Annotated in this window: 13 protein-coding genes; 4 read left to right on the forward strand and 9 right to left on the reverse strand. The window is 32.8% G+C overall.

All coding sequences use genetic code 11. The features are described from left to right. Nucleotides 1-120 precede the first annotated feature (120 nt). The 3 genes from FNW17_RS13275 to FNW17_RS13285 all read left to right on the forward strand — a co-directional run bounded on the left by FNW17_RS13275 (nt 121) and on the right by FNW17_RS13285 (nt 4,804). Nucleotides 121-1,689 (forward strand): glycoside hydrolase family 10 protein, encoded by a 1,569-nt coding sequence (locus tag FNW17_RS13275; RefSeq protein WP_144071881.1) that lies wholly within the window; start codon nt 121-123, stop codon nt 1,687-1,689. Then, nucleotides 1,682-3,001, forward strand: coding sequence for an MFS transporter (locus tag FNW17_RS13280; protein WP_144071882.1), 1,320 nt, complete (start codon nt 1,682-1,684; stop codon nt 2,999-3,001). Before FNW17_RS13275 ends, FNW17_RS13280 begins: the two co-directional genes overlap by 8 nt. A 204-nt stretch (nt 3,002-3,205) precedes the next feature. Further along, the gene (locus FNW17_RS13285; protein ID WP_144071883.1) at nt 3,206-4,804 is read left to right on the forward strand and encodes a glycoside hydrolase family 3 protein; all 1,599 of its coding nucleotides are present in this window, start codon (nt 3,206-3,208) and stop codon (nt 4,802-4,804) included. Between the two features lie 121 nt (nt 4,805-4,925). Here FNW17_RS13285 and FNW17_RS13290 read toward each other — a convergent pair whose 3' ends face one another. From FNW17_RS13290 to FNW17_RS13325, 8 genes are all read right to left on the reverse strand, one after another. Beyond that, complete coding sequence (locus FNW17_RS13290; RefSeq protein WP_143391801.1) at nt 4,926-5,744, reverse strand: M48 family metallopeptidase; 819 nt, start codon at nt 5,742-5,744, stop codon at nt 4,926-4,928. Nucleotides 5,745-5,856: 112 nt separating this feature from the next. Beyond that, nucleotides 5,857-7,758: a 1,4-alpha-glucan branching protein GlgB gene (glgB, locus tag FNW17_RS13295; protein ID WP_143391802.1), complete on the reverse strand. Its 1,902-nt coding sequence runs from the start codon at nt 7,756-7,758 to the stop codon at nt 5,857-5,859. A 70-nt stretch (nt 7,759-7,828) separates the two neighbouring features. Next, nucleotides 7,829-8,107, reverse strand: a complete 279-nt coding sequence (locus tag FNW17_RS13300; protein ID WP_143391803.1) for a hypothetical protein — start codon at nt 8,105-8,107, stop codon at nt 7,829-7,831. Between the two features lie 11 nt (nt 8,108-8,118). Then, nucleotides 8,119-9,753, reverse strand: coding sequence for a trehalose synthase (locus tag FNW17_RS13305; protein WP_235893279.1), 1,635 nt, complete (start codon nt 9,751-9,753; stop codon nt 8,119-8,121). Between the two features lie 113 nt (nt 9,754-9,866). After that, nucleotides 9,867-10,289 carry a GxxExxY protein gene (locus tag FNW17_RS13310; RefSeq protein ID WP_144071884.1) on the reverse strand — a complete coding sequence of 141 codons (423 nt, stop codon included), beginning with the start codon at nt 10,287-10,289 and terminating at the stop codon, nt 9,867-9,869. Between the two features lie 96 nt (nt 10,290-10,385). After that, on the reverse strand, nt 10,386-12,320 hold the full coding sequence (locus tag FNW17_RS13315; protein ID WP_143391804.1) for an alpha-1,4-glucan--maltose-1-phosphate maltosyltransferase: 1,935 nt from the start codon (nt 12,318-12,320) through the stop codon (nt 10,386-10,388). 95 nt (nt 12,321-12,415) lie between these two features. Then, on the reverse strand, nt 12,416-13,696 hold the full coding sequence (locus FNW17_RS13320) for a glucose-1-phosphate adenylyltransferase (RefSeq protein WP_144071885.1): 1,281 nt from the start codon (nt 13,694-13,696) through the stop codon (nt 12,416-12,418). 1 nt (nt 13,697) lies between these two features. After that, nucleotides 13,698-15,113, reverse strand: a complete 1,416-nt coding sequence (locus tag FNW17_RS13325; protein ID WP_144071886.1) for a glycogen synthase — start codon at nt 15,111-15,113, stop codon at nt 13,698-13,700. Between the two features lie 164 nt (nt 15,114-15,277). Between FNW17_RS13325 and FNW17_RS13330 the strand changes: the two genes are divergently transcribed. Continuing rightward, nucleotides 15,278-16,147, forward strand: a complete 870-nt coding sequence (locus FNW17_RS13330; protein WP_144071887.1) for an alpha/beta fold hydrolase — start codon at nt 15,278-15,280, stop codon at nt 16,145-16,147. Here FNW17_RS13330 and FNW17_RS13335 read toward each other — a convergent pair whose 3' ends face one another. Continuing rightward, nucleotides 16,148-17,800, reverse strand: coding sequence for an amidase (locus FNW17_RS13335; RefSeq protein WP_235893015.1), 1,653 nt, complete (start codon nt 17,798-17,800; stop codon nt 16,148-16,150). Nucleotides 17,801-17,962: the final 162 nt, after the last annotated feature.

Consider the following 17,962-nt stretch of genomic DNA (forward strand, 5'->3'; position numbering starts at 1 on the left):
GACTATTTTAAAAATGTGGTTGGTATAAAATGACTAAAATCTTTTAAATTTTTATTAATTGTTATTCGAAAGCAAAGTAAAAAATCTACTTTTGATTTTTTATTAAAATCTAAAATTATAATGACTTCAAATAAGGGCTTTTCAATTCTACATCTATGTTTCCTATTCACTTTTTGGACTGCTAATTCGCAATATAAAACCATTCATCCAAAAAACGAATTCAGAGCCGTTTGGATTGCTACTGTTGTCAATATCGATTGGCCAAAAACAGGTAGAGATTCTGTCGAAAAACAAAAGGCAGATTTTATTGAAATTTTAGACACCTACAAAAAATTAAATTACAATGCTGTAATTGTTCAGATAAGAAGTGTTGGTGATGCGTTTTACCCAACTCAATTAGCACCTTGGTCGCGCTATTTGACTGGAAAAGAAGGACAAGCACCACAACCTTATTATGATCCTCTGACTTGGATGATTGAACAAGCACATCAAAGAGGTTACGAATTTCACGCTTGGCTTAATCCGTATCGAGCAACTTTCGATACCAAAACTGAAACACTTAGTAAGGAACACGATTATTTTAAACATCGGGATTGGATGATAAAATATGGCGAAGCTGGAAAAGAAAAATATTACTACAATCCGGCATTGCCAGAAGTACAAACTCATTTGATAGCGGTGGTTGAAGAAATTGTGAGAAATTACGATGTAGATGCAATTCACTTTGACGATTACTTTTATCCTTATCGAGTAACTGGAAAAGTTTTTAATGATTCCGCTTCTTTCAAAAAATATGCCTACAAACAATCGCTTGCCGATTGGCGACGTGACAATGTAAACACTTTTGTGAAAGGTATTTATTATTCGATAAAAAAAATTAAGCCTTGGGTGCAATTTGGTATCAGTCCTTTTGGGGTTTGGCGCAATAAATCTGTTGATCCAAGGGGTTCAGATACACAAGCCGGACAAACCAATTACGACGATTTGTATGCCGATCCAATCGCTTGGATGGAAGGAAAATACATCGATTATATGTTGCCACAATTGTATTGGAGTATCGATCATAAAACAGCTTCTTATTCAAAATTACTTAAATGGTGGGCGGATAATTCATCAAATGTGAATGTTTACATCGGAAATGGAAGCTATAAAATAAAAAGCGATTCCGATAAAAAATGGTTTATTCCTGGCGAAATTCCCAATCAAATTGACTTAACTAGAACCTATCCAAACATTCAAGGAAATGCCTATTTTAGTGCTAAATCTTTTGTCAATAACAATAAAGATGTAGCTCAATTGCTTGAAAATAATCAATATAAATATCCTGCCATCCCTTTGCCTGTTCCCAGTTCGACAAAAACTGGACTCGAAAGACCTTTAATCAATGCTTTTACTAAAGAAGGAGATTCCTATCAATTTTCGTTCAAAAAAACACTATCCGACCAGATTCGATATATTATTGTTTACAGCGTCAATGATCATTCGAAATTAGACTGCAATGACCCTAGTCAAATTGTTGAAAAAGTTTTCATAGATGCCAAAAGTGAGTCTATAAAATGGACTATTTCCAGAGATAAATTAAATAATGCAAAAAAAGTAGCTTTCACATTTATCGACTTTTATGGCAATGAAAGCATTGCAGAAATTGTCAATATCAACACCGAAATAAAACCTAACAAAAATGACTAACTCGAAAACAAAAAATAAGCCTTGGTTTTGGATACCTTTATTAAATTTTGCTTCGGGTTTTCCGTATGTAATCATCATTTCGGTTTCGGTATTGATGTACAAAAACCTAGGAATCAGCAATGAAGATATCGGATTTTATACTAGTTGGTTGTATTTGCCCTGGGTAATCAAACCACTTTGGAGTCCGTTTATCGATTTACACGGAACCAAACGCAACTGGTTTTTGAGTATGCAATTATTCATTTCGATTGCGTTTCTAATTGTTGGTTTTATAATCCCAACGAGCAATTTCTTTATCTTGAGTTTAGCTATTTTTTGGGTAGCTGCGTTTGCTTCCGCTTCTAATGATGTGGCGAGTGATGGTTTTTATATGTTGGCTTTAGAAAAAGAACAACAATCTTTTTTTTTAGGAATTCGGAGTACTTTTTATAGAGCTTCAATGTTAACCGGAAACGGATTGATTATTTTATTAGCTGGTTATTTAGAACATCAATATGGCGATAACCAAAAAGCGTGGTCTTACACAATGATTTTTGTTGGATTAGTTATGATTTTTTTAACGATTTACAACTATTTTGCTACTCCAAAAACCGAATTACCCATTGCAGTAGGAGAAACCGAAGAGAAAAATTTTGCCACTGTTTTTGCTAGTTTTTTCAAAAAGAAACAAATTGGATTAATACTCGCTTTCATCCTTTTATTTCGTTTAGGCGAATCGCAATTACTTAAAATGCTAACGCCATTTTTAGTAGATAAAACGAATGTTGGCGGTTTAGGACTAGCCACCGAAGACGTTGGAATTATTTATGGAACCTTTGGATTAATTGCGCTAACTATTGGCGGAATTCTGGGTGGAATTGCGATTTCTAAACAGGGATTAACTAAATGGTTTTTACCAATGATTTTAATTATGCACATACCAATCATTGGATTTATTTTGTTGTCACATTTTCAACCTGAATATCTCATTTATATTCATTTAGACTTAAAGTACTTTGTTATAGATTATGCTTTTAATGCTTATGCCTGTGTCGTGGTTATAATTGAACAATTTGGTTACGGATTTGGTTTTGCTGCCTTTATGATGTACTTGATTTATGTTGCAGAAGGTGAATCTAAAACTTCGCATTACTCAATTGCGACAGGTTTTATGGCATTGGGAATGATGCTTCCGGGAATGTTGAGTGGCTATATTCAGCAGTATTTAGGTTATGGCAATTTCTTTATTTGGGTGTTTTTGGCCACTATTCCTGGTATTATTTTATCACGATTTTTAATTTTCCCAAAGGATTTTGGAAAAAAAGTCGACTAATTGTTTAGTCAAAAAATAACACAAAAAGAACAAAATATACATTATAAACTAACAATTTAATATCTATTATAAAATTGAAATTTAAAAAAATAACACTAAATTTAAACCTACAAAAAAGTAGTATGATGATACTCTTTTAATTGTAAATAATTGGATGAAAATCAGTTTAATCTGTGTACTATCAAAGCATAAATTTCTAAATCAATGACATTAGAACAAAAAATTGGTCAATTCTTTTTTCCAGCCGTTTTCATCAACGACACTGAAGAAAACATTCAAGAAACGGAACGTTTAATCAAGGAACACAACATTGGTGGATTGACATTTTTTCACAGTCGAGCCAGTGCAGCAACAAATTATGAGTCTAAGAAAAAAGTTGAACACAACGATAACAGTTTTGAAAAGTTAAAAAAACTTATCGTACGATTCCAAAAATGTGCCACTACTCCACTATTGATGAGTATTGATGCTGAATGGGGATTAGCGATGCGGGTCGAAAATACACCACAATATCCTTATGCTATTTCGCTTGGCGCTTTGCCTGAACGATACGAATATTTGGCTTATGAAGTAGGAAAACGAACAGGTTTAGATCTAAAGGCTGCGGGAATTCATTACAATTTAGCCCCTTTGGCAGACATCAATAATAACCCAAACAATCCCGTGATTGGCTATCGTTCCTTTGGTCAAGACAAAGTAAAAGTTTCGAGTTTTGCCACAGAATATTTACGAGGATTAAACGAAGTTGGCGTTTTAGGCTGCTTAAAACATTTTCCTGGACACGGAAATACCAGTGTAGATTCGCATTTAGGATTGCCCATTCTCGAAGAAACGCTTGAAGAATTGATGGAAAACGAATTAATTCCTTTCATCAAAGGAATTGAGAATAATGTCGATTCGATTATGATTGGCCATTTGGCAATTCCAGCTTTGAATGATGGAAAAAACATCTCGGCTACCTTGTCAAAAAATGTGATTGAAAACCTTTTGAGAAAAAAATTGGGCTACGATGGTTTGGTTATTTCCGACGCTTTGAATATGCACAGCGTTTCAAAATTATATGAAACCAAGGGTGAACTCGAATGGGAAGCGTTCAATGCAGGAAATGACGTTTTGTGTTTTCCAATAAATATTGCCGAAGGAATTCAGGAAATTTTGAAAAATGCATCACCTGAAAGAATTGAAGCGAGTTATAACCGTTTGTTGAAATGTAAACAAAAAGCAGGAATTTTAGACGGAAATTTTGCCCCAGAAGGTGTTTTTGATTTTGAATCAACTTCAATTTTAAATCGTCTAATTGCGGATAAAAGCACTACAAGAATCAAAGACAACAACAATAGTTTGCACTTATTTGAAGCTAAAAATAATGAAAAACTAGCAAAATTAAGTCTATATAATAATACTCACAATATATTTTTTAAATCATTATCTATAGTGCTACCATCGCCAAAATTTGATCTCGAATCGGGTGATACCGTTGCAATTGAAATACTGACAGAAAAGTTAAAAGATTTTGACACCCTACTAGTTTCACTTTTTGTTCCAAAAGCAAAACCTTTGAATAATTTTGATATGGACGCAACTACATTAGCTTTTTTGGGTGAATTATTTTCCAACAAGAAATGTATATTGTATGTTTTTGGCAATCCTTATGCTTTACAAGTAATCCCTAATTTAAAATCCACCGTAGGCATAATGCACGTATATCAGGATTTTCGGGAGTTTCAAGAAAGTGCTGCACGTCAATTACTAAGAAATTCTAAATGTAGAGGAAGCTTACCAGTTGCTATAAACAGCATATAAATAAGTACTATTGACATTAAAAAATGGCTAAAAAAATTTTACAAAAATGTTAAAAAGAAGTTTTGCTTTTATATAGAAAACATCTTTTTTACCAAAACTTAATAGATAGCGAATTCAAGAATTATTTAAACATAACTCCAAATTTTAAAGCTTCTGCTTTAGCTTCTGGAATTAACCTTCTTAAATTAGCAATTCTCGTAGCATCGGCTGGGTGAGTGCTAAGAAATTCAGGTGGTTTATTTCCGCTACTACTGGCAGACATTCTTTCCCAAAAGGATATTGCTAATTCAGGATTATACCCTGCAATAGCCATTAGGGTTAAACCGATTTTATCGGCTTCACTTTCGTGATTTCTACTAAAAGGAAGCATCACTCCCAATTCTGATCCAAGACCATAATATTGTTGCCACATTTGTTGCTGTTCGGTACTTTTACTTCCTGTGGCTACGGCTATTCCAACGGCTCCAAGTTGTTGCAATTGAGAAGCACTCATTCTTTGAGCACCGTGATTCGCCAATGCGTGCGAAACCTCGTGTCCCATTACAGTAGCTAATCCTGCATCATCTTTTGTTACAGGTAAAATCCCTGAATACACTACGATTTTACCACCGGGCATACACCAGGCATTGACTTCTTTATTTTCTATCAGTTTATATTCCCATTGATAACCGTTCAAATATTCGGCTTGTCCGTTTGCCTTTAACCAACGTTCTGCTGCTGCTTTGATTTTCATCCCTACAGTTTCTACTCGTCTCGCATCAGTGGTTCCGACAATGACTTTATTTTCTTTCAAAAAAGTCCCGTACTGTTGAAAAGACGATGGAAATAATTGGCTGTTAGACACAAAATTTAAACTTTGCTTTCCTGTGAATGGATTTGTTGCACAAGAAAAAAACAATCCAAATGCGCAAATTCCAATTAATAAATTATGCTTTCTCATAAATATGATATAAATATTTGAACAAAAATACTACTAATATCCAATCTTAAATTATAAAATAAAGAATAAAAGTATCAATATTTTTGTATCATTACTCGATAATAATTTGACTCTAATATCTATAAACAGTAACACTCAATGGTGGTAATAGCAATTCAATTGAATAATCTCTTCCGTCATAAGGGAATGCTTCGACAGCTAATTTAGTTGGACTTTTCACTCCACTTCCTCCATAAACGGTAGCATCACTATTGAAAATTTCTAACAGTTTTCCTTTTTTGGGCAAACCAATACGATAATTTTGACGAACCACTTGTGTGAAATTACAAACCACAATTACATCATCCTTTGGGTTGTTTCCTTTTCTAATAAAAGTCATCACCGCGTTTTGATGATCGGAATAATTGATCCATTCGAAACCTTCGGGACTAAATTGTTTTTCGTGCAATGCTGGTTGTGTTTTATACAAAGTATTCAAATCGGTAATGGCTTTTTTGACACCTTCATGAAAATCGTATTGCAATAAATGCCAATCTAAACTTGCTTCGAAATTCCATTCAGCACTTTGTCCAAATTCACTTCCCATAAACAATAATTTTGTTCCTGGGTGCATAAACATATAGCCGTAAAGCAATCTCAAATTAGCAAATTTCTGCCATTCGTCACCAGGCATTCTTCCTGCGATAGATTTTTTTCCATAAACCACTTCATCGTGAGAAAGGGGTAACATAAAATTTTCTGAAAATACATATGTCATTCCAAAAGTTAAATCGTTCTGATGGTATTTTCGATACACTGTTTCTTTTTGAAAATATTGCAACGTATCGTGCATCCAACCCATCATCCATTTCATTCCAAAACCTAAACCTCCTACAAATGTTGGACGAGAAACCATCGGGAAAGAAGTACTTTCTTCGGCAATAGTTTGTACACCTTCGAAGCTTGAATAAACGGCTTCATTAAATTCTTTTAAGAAACTTATGGTGTCTAGATTTTCTCTTCCACCAAAAATATTAGGCTCCCATTCTCCTTCTTCTCTGGAATAATCCAAATACAACATCGAAGCCACAGCATCAACCCGAAGTCCATCTACATGATAATGTTGCAACCAAAAAATAGCATTGCTAATCAAGAATGCCCGCACTTCATTTCGTCCGTAATTAAATACTAAACTTTTCCAATCTGGATGATAGCCTTTTTTACGATCAGGATGTTCGAATAGATTGGATCCATCAAAAAATCCTAGTCCGTGTGCATCTTCTGGGAAATGCGAAGGAACCCAATCCAAAATCACCCCAATGCCTGCTTCGTGCAATTTATCGACCAAAACCATAAAATCCTGCGGTGTTCCAAAACGGGAAGTAGGTGCAAAATATCCCACTAACTGATATCCCCAAGAAGGATCATACGGATATTCCATTATGGGCATAAACTCAACGTGGGTGAAACCCGTTTCTTTTATATAATTTACCAAGTCCACCGCCAATTCTAAATACGTCAAGAATTTGCCTTCGGCATTGCGTTTCCAAGAACCTAAATGAACTTCGTAAACCGAATAAGGTTTGTCTAAATCATTGTGTTCTTTACGGGTTTCCATCCATTTTTTATCCTTCCATTGGTAATCCAAATCCCAAACAACTGAGGCAGTATGAGGAGGATGTTCGCAATACAACGCAAATGGATCGGCTTTTTCAGTAATAATTCCACCATTGCTAGATTGAATTTTATACTTATAAGTGGTTCCTTTTTCGATTCCGGGAATAAATCCTTCCCAAATTCCAGAGGCATCCCAACGCACTTGCAACTGATGATCTCCCTGAATCCAATAATTGAAATCCCCAACCACAGAAACGGAACGAGCTGATGGTGCCCAAACGGCAAAATATACGCCTTTCACACCATCAACTTCTAGAAGATGCGCACCCAATTTTTCGTATAATCTGAAATGTTTTCCGGCTTTGAATAAATCAATATCGAAATCGGTAAAAAGAGAATAAGTTTGTACTTTGTTCATTTTAGTTTTTTTATGTTTTTGAACGCGGATGAAACGGATTTCAAGCGCAGATTGAATTATAAAAATAGTTTTAATCTGTTGTTGTTAAATAATTTAATTTATAAATAATAATTATAGCTAAAATTTCAATTGAATTAATTATAATGTAATTATGATATAATTTTTGAAAAATAAAATCCACACACAAAATTAATATGGCATAAAAACATAAATTAATACAAATCAACCAACCCCAACCTTCTGTACCTGGATATATAAAATTATAAATTGAAATAACTATAGCTAATAAAGAAACAATATTTCCAAATGTTGACCTGTATTTTTTTTCTGTGAAAATTATATTTTTCATCAATTACAATGTTATTTACCAAACTCCATAATACTAAAAATTCCAGTCAACGGAATCACAGCCCAGCGTGGTCGTGAATTGAGTTCGTATCCCAATTCGTAAATTGCTTTTTCGAGCAAACAATATTTCAGTAAAAAATCAATTTCTTTTCGGTAACCAATGTTCAAATTTTCGCCTTGAGCGACATCAGTATACGTTTGAAGAAACACACCTACGAAATATTTGAACATAATTTCTCCGGCATTGAACAGTTCTTCTTGTTCATAAGGATATTTTTCTTTGTTGTTGAAAATCGTGGCATAAATAGCGTAATGAAACGAGCGAAACATTCCAGCAACGTCCTTTAAAGGCGGTTGTTTTACTTTACGGTCGCGAATCGTACTTTCAGGTTCACCTTCAAAATCTAGAATACAAAAATCGTCACCATTGACTAGAACTTGTCCCAAATGATAATCACCGTGAATCCTAATTCTTTCGGATTTCATTTTTGTCCAATCGAAATCTAGAAATAATTTTCGAATTTCTTTCTTGTGATCCAAAAACTGATTGGCTAATTCTAGAGCTAATCCGTCTAGTTTATGAAGATTGTTTTCGAGAATATTCAATCTATTTTGGAACTGATATGTCAATCTGTTTTTGAGCCAAACCGAATAATCTCCATTATAAGTCGTTGGTGTAAAAGCAGTTTCGTGAACATCACTTCCTAAGGCAATGTGCATTTCGGCAGTTCGAGTTGCCAACTTTTGGATTCTCATAAAAATACTTAATCCAGCCCAATCGATGATTTCGTGAGGAACTTGATTGATTTTTAACCTTTTGAACAATTCAATATCTGGTAATTTATTGATATTGATTTTTTTATGCTTTAAATTATCAAAAATATGATCCACTTCGCCCAGCATAAATTGCCAAGCATCGCCTTGATTGGGAACTAATTCCTGCATTAATCCAAGAGTGATATTTCCATCTGTCAAAACCACACTGATGCTTCCCATATAGGCTGGTGAATTCTTAAAATCCATTCTTTCGGTAAGAAAACGACTGATTTCATAATCAGGATTCATACTGATATAAATTCTCCTAAAAATTTTTAAAACCAGCGTATTGTTATAAATTATGGAAGTATTGCTTTGTTCTACTCCCATAAATTTAGAACTTTTATATTCTTTTTCTTCTAGTTTTTGGCCTTTGTGAAATTTAACAATTGAATCGGATTTCTCTTTAGCATTGACAATTTTATCGAACAATAATTTTTTGAAATCCTCTTGGTGCAAAGCATCTACAAGAAATCCAGCTTGCCCGTTCATATTAACTGGAGCAATTATGGTGTTGGTATCCAACTTGTCTTCAGGCATAAAAGCAATTGGCATAAAATAATGCTGATAAAAAGCTTCCTTGAAGTTGACTTCGAGTAAAACACCAAAATAAGTAATCGTTTTTGAAGAAATTTTAAAAAAATCAACTACTTCAATATACTTTAAAGTGCTTGCTTTGCCGCCATACCAACGTTTATTAATGATATAATTCTCAAGAATATCCGAAGAAAAGACTTTTACAAATTCCTTGTCTTCAAAAGCATTTTCCCAATCTGTTTTAAAAACAAATGGATTTTGAAAATCATCGTCGTTCATCTTGATATCTATCATTAATTTGGTGCATAATTAAATTCACTTTTTTTTAACCACATAGAAATATTAGTTTTTGTAAAAAATTTTAGGCGTTTCACTTTTCATAGATTTCATAGTTTGAATCATAAAATTTATTCTTTAGGCAGTTTTTTATAATAATCATTAACAAATGTTTTTTGGCCTTCTTTGAAAATATTGTTGCAATTAAAATTAATTAAAATCCCTTTCGGAGATTTTATGAGGTTCATATAATTCAATAATTTAGCTTCATAAATTGGATGAATATTTAATGTAGATTTCAATTCTACTATTATAGCACTTTCAGCAAACAAATCGCATCTAAAATCAGATTCTAATTCTTTCTCTTTGTAAATTACTGGTATCTTCATTTCAGAAATAAAATTTATATTTCTTAACGTAAACTCTTCTTTCAAACATTGGTGATAGACACTTTCCAAAAGTCCTCTCCCCATTATTTTGTGTTCTTCAATAGCTGCACCAATTATAGAGTAAGTTAGATTGTCTATATATTTTTGAGTCCTGCTTCTCTTAATTAACTACACAAAAAATTGCTATGTGAGAATTTTATGCCTATGAAATTCTTTATTCTATTAATTTACAAATTTTACTATGTGGTTAAAAAAATTCTGTTATCGTTCAACTTTAAACAAATGGAAAGGTAAACCAGGTGAAATCTCCACAAAATTCCATTCTTTCTCCCAAATATAACTATTTCCAGTGACTAAATCGGTAATTTTTAGTGGAAGCTTACTCAATAACTCTTGAGGAAGAAGCACCATAGATTGTGCAGTATAATTAGAATCGAGACTTGCAACCATAAGTGTTTCATCTTGCTTTTCATCATCATATTTATAATAAGCCATTACCTTATCATTATTGGTAAGACAAAAAATAATATTATTAGTTTGTTGCAAGGAAGCATGTTCGTTTCTGATTTTGTTGATTCTACTTATAACAGTAGTAATTTTGTTCTGCTTATCCCAATCCCATTTAAAAAATTCATATTTTTCAGAATTCAAATATTCTTCTTTTCCTGGAGCCAATGGGGTTGAAATTTGATATTCGAAAACAGGTCCGTATATTCCAATACTAGAACTTAATGTTGCTGCCAAGAAATACCTTTGAAGATGAATAGATTCATTTCCGTGTTGCAAATGCCCGGGATTAATGTCGGGAGTATTGGGCCAAAAGTTGGGACGATAAAACTCTTTTTGATCCGATTTAGTTAATTCTTCGACATATTCTATTAATTCATTTTTAGAACTTCGCCAAGTAAAATAGGTGTAGGATTGAGTAAATCCCTGCTTCGCCAACTCATTCATAATTTTTGGACGGGTAAAAGCCTCAGCCAAAAACAATACATCGGGATGTTTTTTCTTGATTTCACTAATCAACCAACCCCAGAAATAGAAAGGTTTGGTATGCGGATTATCTACTCTATAAATTTTGACATCACATTCTTCTATCCAAAACAAAGCAACATCCAATAATTCTTTCCAAAGATTTTTCCAATCACTACTTTCGAAGTAAATGGGTTGAATATCTTGGTATTTTTTGGGTGGATTTTCGGCATATTGCACCGTTCCATCTGGACGCCATTTGAACCATTGTGGAAAATCTTTCACATAAGGATGATCAGGAGCGGCTTGCAAGGCATAATCCATTGCAACTTCAATTCCTAACTCTTTTGCTTTTTTGACCAAGGATTTGAAATCTTCAATACTTCCTAATTCTGGATGAGTGGATTTATGTCCACCATATTGTGAACCAATTCCCCAAGGTGAACCCACATCGCCAGATTCTGCATTGGTTGCATTATTTTTTCCTTTTCGATTTACTTCTCCAATGGGATGAATGGGTGGAAAATACAAAGTGTCAAAACCCATCGAAGCCACTCTTGGCAACAACCTTTCGCAATCTTTGAAAGTGCCGTGTTTCCCTTCTTCGGAAGATGCTGAACGAGGAAAAAACTCATACCAAGTGCTAAACAATGCCTTTTTTCTATCAACGTAAACTTTTAAATCTAAAGATTTGTTCACTAAAAGACGTTTTGGATGTTTCTTAAATAGGTAATTCAGATGTGGAGATGTAGCTTCTCGAATGGCATTTTCGTATTCGTTTTCAGTAGTAAAATAATGAATCAATGTATTCAAATAATCTTTTTCGTGCGAATCGACTACATCTAAAATGGCTCGAACATATTCAGCACCTTCTAATAATTCAGATTTTACATATTGCTTGTCTTGAATTTTGCGAAGGGTTCCGTGTTGCCAATTCAAGGCATAATCTACCCAACCTTCAACAAAGAAGGTGTAATATCCTTGTTTCTCGACCTTGAAACTGGCATTCCAACTATCATTTACCGTAGGTTCCATTCGGACTTCTTGCCATTTTTTGTCCTTTTCATTCTTGAATTTAACACAACATTCTATGATATCATGACCATCGGAAAAAATATCTGCTATTACATATACATTTTGGTTTATTATTCTTTTTATTGGATTGACGCCTCCATCAAGTTGCGGCATCACATTTTCGATAACTATTCGGGTTTGATTCTGCATTTTTTAATTTTAAAATTCTACTACATTTAGCGCATATAATTTGAAATACTGTTATAAAAATATTAGCAGTATTTCAAATTAATTTTACAAATAAATTACTTTATAGAGAAATTATCTGGAATAGTTACCCCTTTTTTGATAACAACAATTCCCTCTTTTATCATGTATAATTCATTGGATACATCTTCTAAATGCTTACCACCATTGATATAAACACCATTTCCAATTCTGCAATTTTTATCAACAATAGCATTGTTTATAAAACAGCCTTCCCCAATTCCTATCAATTGCTTGTTATTATTAGTATCGCTAATCATTTCATCTATACTTTGATAATAATCATTTCCCATTACATAAGTATTATGAATAATCGAATCTACACCTATTCGGGAACGATTTCCAATAACAGAACGAACGATTTCTTTGGCATTTACAATACAACCATCGGCCATTATAGATTTGTCAATACTTGTTTTTTTGAATTTTGTGGGTGGTAACAATCTTGGGCGAGTATATATTTTATTGTCGTCATCAAATAAATTAAAATGTGGTAAATCATCTGTCAATCCAATGTTAGCTTCAAAAAAGGAATCTATATTACCAATATCCGTCCAATACCCTTCATATTGAAAACTAAATATTTTTTTGTATCCAACAGCTTGAGGAATAATTTCTTTACCAAAATCTTTAGTGCTTGAATCTTCCATAACTTCCAACAAGAATTTTCTATTAAAAATGTAAATTCCCATAGATGCCAAATATAATTTACCTTCACTTTTCATTAGATCGCTCACGTCGGATTCCCATTCTGGCAAAAGTTCCTTAGCAGGTTTTTCGATAAAAGCTTCAATAAAACTATCAGAATTAGTTTTTAAAATTCCGAATTCAGGTGCATCTTTTGAGTTTACAGGCAAAGTAGCGATAGAAATATCAGCTTCGTTTTTAATATGCTCTTCAATCATTTCGTTCAAATCCATTTGATACAATTGATCTCCTGAAAGAATTAAAGCATAATCAAAATCATGATTCAGGAAATGAGGCATGCACTGTCTTACGGCATCAGCAGTACCTTGAAACCATCTTGGATTATCCGGTGTTTGCTCTGCAGCCAAAATATCGACAAAAGCATGACTAAAAATACTAAAATGGTAAGTATTTTTGATATGAGCATTCAACGAAGCCGAATTGAATTGTGTCAATACAAAAATTCTATAAATATCCGAATTCATACAATTCGAAATTGGAATATCGACCAATCGATATTTTCCTCCAATTGGCACAGCAGGTTTTGAACGAGTTTCTGTCAATGGATACAATCTAGAGCCTTGTCCTCCACCAAGAATAATTGCGATAACATTTTTCTTTTTTGGTTTCATTTTAGTAAGTTATTAAATGGTACATTTCTATATATTCTTGACACACTTTTTCCCAAGAGTGGTCAATATTCATTCCTATTTTTTGAATTTTTTTAAGGTTTTTCTTGTCTTTATACAACTTTACAGCCCTTTGAATCGAAGAACAAATATCTACAATGGATGCTTGGTAATGGCAAATTCCGTTTCCGTTATCTCCAATATCAATAACTGAATCTTTTAAACCTCCCGTCCTTCTCACAATTGGAATTGTTCCATATCTAAAGGAATACATCTGATTCAAACCACAAGGTTCAACTCTAGATGGCATTAATAAAAAATCAGAACCTGCATAAATTTGATGTGCCAATTCTTCGTTATAACCTATGAAAACATTATAATTTCCTTTGAAAGTAGCCAATAAATGACTCAATTGATTTTCTATTTCTGCATTTCCTGAACCTAAAATTAAAATATTAATTTCCAAAAAATTTTCAGACAAAGCCATTGCAGCGGCCTGTGGCAATAAATCGGCTCCTTTTTCTTCTAATAATCTTCCTATAAAACTAAAAAGCGGTTTTGTTGGATCTAAATCAAATTGACTACACAACTTTTCTTTATTTTTCTGTTTACCCTTATCTAAAGTTTTAATTGAATAATTGGCAAACAACATTTCATCCTTTAGTGGATTCCATACCTCAATATCAATTCCATTCAAGATCCCTCTGGATTTATGTCTAACTAGGTTGAATAAAGATTCTAATCCATAGCCAAAATTATTGATTTCATTCAGAAAATTAGGAGAAACTGTCGATACTGCCAAAGCACATTTGATGGCTGTTGCCAGTGAATTAATTCGATTATCCCACTCTAAAAAAGTTACTTTCGACAAATCGAAATCTGGTAAATAATACAATTTATCAAAACCAAATTGTCCTTGATAAATGGCATTATGTATTGTAATCACCGTTGGAATGTTTCTTAATTTCTCATATTTATTAGCATACAGCATCATAAAAGGGATCAATCCAGTATGATGATCGTGACAATTAATTACATCCGGAATATCATTTCTAGAATTAATCCAATCCAAAGTGGCTATTTGAAAAGACACAAAACGTTCTATATCATCTTCATATCCATACACTTCCTTCCTATCGAATAATTCTGGAATTTCAACCAAATACAATTCGAAACCTAAAATGCAAGTACTTTCTTTTTTAATATTGAAGGGGAAATTAAAATTTCCCAATTTCACAAAACCCGAATAGATACAATCAAATTCGTTTTCATTAATAAATATTGTATCATAATGAGGAATAACAACTTTTACAAGATGCCCAGCTTTACTTTGATATTTTGGTAGAGAACCCACAACATCTCCCAATCCACCTACTTTTGCCACTGGATAACATTCAGCTGCTATATGAAGTATTTCCATTCTAATTTATTTACAAATTCTAAAGTAGATAAATACTACCTAAAAAATTAATTATTGCTTTAAAAGTTCCAAAATTTAAATAAACTAATAAAATGGTTACTTTTATATTTCTAAATTTAGTAAAATAATTTATCAAATATCAAATCAAGTGAAAATTTATTAAAATGCCAAAAAAAACTCCAAATCATAAACAATCATTGAAAATTCCTAAACTTATACTGCTGTTTAGTAAAATTATTGCTTCAATTTCACCAAAATTATCAATACTGCTTTCGGCAAAATTATTCACAACACCCATAAAACATAGGACTCCTAAAAGGGAATTGGAAATGGAAAAGAAAAGCATTCAAAAATTAATTGAAATTCCTGTCATAAATAAAAAAGTAATGACTTATGAATACGGCAAAAGTGATAAGAAAATATTATTGTCTCACGGATGGTCTGGGCGAGGAACACAACTTTTTAAAATTGCCGAGGAATTATTAAAAGTTGGCTATTCTACAGTAAGTTTTGATGCTCCAGCACATGGAAAATCGGCAGGTAAAACTACTATAATGACGGAATTCATAGAAACAATATTAGAAGTAGAGAAAAAATATGGCCCATTTGAAGCCGCTGTTGGACATTCTTTAGGCGGTATGTCATTAATAAATGCCACAAAAAAAGGACTAGTAATTAATCGTTTAGTAATAATAGGAAGTGGCGATGTTGTTCAGGATATCTTAGACGATTTTGTGGCAAAATTGCAGTTACAACCGAGCACAAGTTTACAATTACGTTTGTATTTTGAAAAAAAATATGATGTCAAAATGGATGACTTTTCAGCATACAAATCAGCAATTGAAATAGCCATTCCAGTTTTGGTTATTCACGATATAATTGACATCGAAGTTCCCATAAGTGCAGCATTTCATATCCACAAACACCTAAAGAATGGAGAATTATTTGTAACCGAAGGATTAGGTCATCGCAAAATTCTAGGAAATTCTGAAGTAATTGATAAGGTAATTAATTTTTTACAAAACAAAAATTAACTACAAAAATGATTTTTTAAATGTTGGTTTTACCCTATGTTTAGAACCTTGTTCATAAGCATAAGCAATTCCCAATAATTTTGGTTCGCTATAACTTGTCCCGAAAAAAGATAAACCAACAGGTAAATCATAGACTTTTCCACAGGGAACTGTAATATGCGGATAACCACTGATTGCAGCAGGTGACGTCAAAGAATACCCCCAACGATCTCCATAAATCATATCAATACTACAAGCAGGACCCATCGTAATTCCACAAATTGCGTCGAGTTCATATTTCATAATAACAGAATCTAAAATCATTTTACTGCCGTTAAAGCTCTTGTTCAAAGCATCTCTATATTTTTTTTCATTGAGCCCAGATTTTAAGTTGGAAGATTCCAATATTTCCTGTTTAAAATAGGGCATTGCTTTATCTTCATTTGCCAAATTAAAATCAATTACATCCTTTAATGATTTAACTTTTGATTTTGCATTAGATAAATAATGGTTTAATCCATCTTTAAATTCAAATTGCAAAACTTCATATTCAGCTTCACCCAATGCGTCAATTTTGTTGATATAATCAATTTCAACAATTGTAGCTCCTTTTTGTTTTAATTGTCTCATTGCATTATCTAGAAGTGAATTAATAAATTGATTGTTGCCTTGTGGCTTTTTTTCAATTCCAATTCGTTTTCCTTTCAACGCATTCAAATCTAAAAATTGAGTATAATCAGAAAAACTTTTTCCTTTACTTTCAATTGTAATTGAATCAGTTTTATCAATCCCCGCAAGAACACCCAATAAAATTGCTGCATCTTTTACAGTTCTTGCCATAGGACCAGCCGTATCTTGAGTTTTTGATATTGGAATTATTCCAGATCTACTTATAAGTCCAACAGTCGGTTTAATTCCAACTACTCCATTTACAGAAGCAGGACAAACAATTGAACCATCGGTTTCTGTCCCTACAGCAACAACACAAAGGTTTGCTGCAACAGCAACGCCTGAACCCGCACTTGATCCACACGGATTATGATCGAGAATATAGGGGTTTTTAGTTTGACCACCTCTGCTACTCCATCCTGAACTTGATTGAGTAGAGCGAAAATTAGCCCATTCGCTTAGGTTAGTTTTACCAATAATTATGGCACCAGCATCACGTAATTTTTTTACAATAAAAGCATCATTAGTAGCAACGTTTCCAACCATAGCTAATGAACCAGCTGTAGTTTGCATTTTATCAGCTGTATCTATATTATCTTTTATAATAACAGGAATACCGTGCAATGAACCTCTTGATTTTCTATTTTTCCTTTCAGCATCCATTTCTTTTGCAATTGAAACAGCATCAGGATTAATTTCAATAATTGAATTTAACTTTAAACCGTTATTATCAATTTCTTCAATTCTTTTCAAATATAATTCTACTAATTGTTGGGAATTATATTGACCAGAGACTAACTTTTCTTGTAAACTACTGATTGTTTCTTCATCAAGTTCAAATACTACAGCTGTTTCTGAATCTAAAGACTTATCTCCAATATTTTTATTAGTATTGTTGCAGCCCTCAATAAAAAGAGTTGCTAATCCTACTGTTGCTAAAGTTGTACCTGTTAAAAAATTCCTTCTTTTCATATCTGTATTTTTATTAAAAATTAAAAAAAACATTACTTACAAATTTTTATAAATATATAACATTTTTTAATTTTCTGAATACTTCTAATATATGAATTGATTATGGGACTTTCGAACCGCGTACCTATAAAACAAAAAACCCCATTCCGATAGGAATAGGGTTTTTCAAAAGAAAGGCGACGACATACTCTCCCA

Source organism: Flavobacterium franklandianum (assembly GCF_007097365.1).
Taxonomy (GTDB): domain Bacteria; phylum Bacteroidota; class Bacteroidia; order Flavobacteriales; family Flavobacteriaceae; genus Flavobacterium; species Flavobacterium franklandianum.